Source organism: Mesorhizobium sp. M7A.T.Ca.US.000.02.2.1, assembly GCF_003996995.1.
Lineage (GTDB): Bacteria > Pseudomonadota > Alphaproteobacteria > Rhizobiales > Rhizobiaceae > Mesorhizobium.
Window position 1 is genome coordinate 1 of sequence record NZ_RZTT01000636.1, and the last position, 2413, is coordinate 2413.

The 2413-nt window shown below is 62.1% G+C and carries 4 protein-coding genes; all 4 read right to left on the reverse strand.

What is annotated here, in order from left to right; translation table 11 throughout:
• On the reverse strand, positions 1 to 297 hold a 297-nt coding region (locus tag EOD15_RS32840), incomplete at its 3' end, for an SURF1 family cytochrome oxidase biogenesis protein (protein ID WP_281035593.1).
• 96 nt (positions 298 to 393) lie between these two features.
• Positions 394 to 774 (reverse strand): cytochrome o ubiquinol oxidase subunit IV, encoded by a 381-nt coding sequence (cyoD, locus tag EOD15_RS32845; protein ID WP_127270910.1) that lies wholly within the window; start codon positions 772 to 774, stop codon positions 394 to 396.
• Entirely contained in the window at positions 771 to 1397 is a 627-nt protein-coding gene (cyoC, locus tag EOD15_RS32850) for a cytochrome o ubiquinol oxidase subunit III (protein WP_127270912.1), read from the reverse strand. The genes cyoD and cyoC overlap by 4 nt, the downstream gene beginning before the upstream one ends.
• 5 nt (positions 1398 to 1402) lie before the next feature.
• A partial coding sequence (locus EOD15_RS32855; RefSeq protein WP_185929143.1) for a cbb3-type cytochrome c oxidase subunit I occupies positions 1403 to 2413 on the reverse strand: 1011 nt, incomplete at its 5' end.

The following is a 2413-nucleotide window of genomic DNA, read 5'->3' on the forward strand; positions in this document are numbered from 1 at the left end:
GCCATCATCCGCTCGGAACGGCGCCATTACCCAGAAACCACCGCCGCGATCGGTGACCGCCTGGACCAGGGTCTCGCGATCACCGAGAAACCGGCCCGTGACGGCAAGCTGGCGATACTCGTCATCCCTGGCGTTGATCTCTGGCCAGGCCGAAGGCGCCGGGGCGGCCACAGGTACCGCCTTGAGACGCTGGTCGACACGCTCGATCAGGTCGAGCTTCCAGACGCGGCGCTCCAGCTGCCAGATACCGAGCGCCGAGAACCCTGCGACGCCGATGGCACCGTAAAGGCAAAGCACCAACAGCGTCCATGGTGAACGCGTAACCCTTTGGCCGTCGCCTGTATTCGAATGCGGTGTCGTCCGCGCCTGTTCATCCAAAGCCAGGTCCCTCTCTCAGGGTATCTGACTCATGTCATGGCCGGGCATCATGTTGGCGTTCAGATGGTACATGACCCAGAGCGAGCCCGTCAGCGCGATCACCACCAGGATGAGGGTGAAGATCAGGGCCATCATGGTCCAGCCGCTCTCCGACCTGGTGTTCATATGCAGAAAGAACACCATGTGGACGATGATTTGCACGACGGCGAAGGCCATGATGGCAATCGCCGAAGCCATCTGATTGCCGAGTGCGTTGGTCATGACCAGCCAGAAGGGAATGGCGGTCAGCACGACGGACAGGCCGAAGCCTGTCAGATAGCCGCGCAGCGAGCCGTGATCGACGCCGTGACGCGCGTGGCTCTGGTCGCTGGTGTCTGTGTGGTGGCCGGCGCTCATCGCAACATTCCCATCAGATAAACGAAGGTAAAGACGCCGATCCAGATGACGTCAAGGAAGTGCCAGAACATGCTCAGGCACATCAGGCGCCGCTGGTTCGCGGCGATCAGCCCGTGCCTGGAGACCTGCACCATCAGCACCACCAGCCAGACCAGGCCGAAGGTGACGTGCAGGCCGTGCGTTCCGACCAGCGTGAAGAACGATGACAGGAAGCCGCTGCGCTGCGGCGTCGCCCCCTCGTGGATGAAATGGGCGAATTCGTAGAGTTCGATGCTGAGAAAGGCGAGGCCGAACAGGCCAGTGATCACCAGCCACACCTGCATGGGTTTCACCCGTCCCTTCGCCATCTCCAGCATCGCGAAGCCGTAAGTGATGGAGGACAGGAGCAGCATGGTGGTGTTCAGCGCGACCAGCGGAAGATCGAACAGGTCCTTCGGCGCGGGTCCGGCCGCGTAATTGCCACCGAGCACGCCGTAGACCGCGAACAGCATCGCGAAGATGAGGCAGTCGCTCATCAGGTAGATCCAGAAGCCGAGCATGGTGCTGCTGCCGCTCTCGGCATGGCCGTGGTCGTCTTCCAGGTGGAAGACCGTGTCGTCGATCACCGTGTCGGCGTGTGCCATGGTGCTTATCCCGCCTGGCTGGTGGCTGCGAGCAGGCGTGTCCGCTCGTCCTCGACGCGGGTGACGTCACTGGACGGAATGTGGAAGTCCCGGTCGTAGTTGAAGGTATGCGCGATGGCGTAGCCGATCAGTGCGACGAAGCTGACGATCGCCAGCCACCAGATGTACCAGATGAGCGCCATGGCAAGCACCACGCTCAACCCGGCCAGGACGACGCCGGCTCCGGTGTTGCGCGGCATGTGGATGTCGCGGAAGCCCGTCAACGGACGCTGGTAGCCGCGATTCTTCATGTCCGCCCAGGCGTCGAGATCGTGGACGACGGGCGTGAAGGCGAAATTGTAGGCCGGGGGCGGCGACGAGGTTGCCCATTCGAGGGTGCGCCCGTCCCACGGATCGCCGGTATCGTCGCGAAGCTGCTCGCGCCGGCGCACGCTGACGAAGATCTGGATGAGGAAGGATAGGATCCCAAGCAGGATCAGGAAGGCGCCGAAGGCGGCGACAATGAACCAGATCTGCAGCGAGGGATCCTCAAAGGTGCGCAGCCGGCGCGTTACGCCCATCAAGCCGAGGATGTAGAGCGGCATGAAGGCGAACCAGAAGCCGACCACCCAGAACCAGAACGACATCTTTCCCCAGAACGGATCGAGCCGGAAGCCGAATGCCTTGGGGAACCAGTAGCTGATGCCGGCAAACAGGCCGAACAGCACGCCGCCGATGATGACGTTGTGGAAATGCGCGACCAGGAACAGGCTGTTGTGGAGCACGAAGTCGGCCGGCGGAACCGCGAGCAGCACGCCGGTCATGCCGCCGACGACGAAGGTCAGCATGAAGGCGACCGTCCACATCATCGGCAGTTCGAAGCGGATGCGGCCGCGGTACATGGTGAACAGCCAGTTGAATATCTTGGCGCCTGTCGGGATCGAAATGATCATCGTTGTGATGCCGAAGAACGAGTTGACGCTCGCTCCCGATCCCATGGTGAAAAAGTGATGCAGCCAGACCAGATAGGACAGGAT

Bases quoted from the DNA above. Each gene is read 5' to 3' on its own strand.
- cyoD (WP_127270910.1), bottom strand. From the start codon at position 774: ATGAGCGCCGGCCACCACACAGACACCAGCGACCAGAGCCACGCGCGT.
- cyoC (WP_127270912.1), bottom strand. From the start codon at position 1,397: ATGGCACACGCCGACACGGTGATCGACGACACGGTCTTCCACCTGGAA.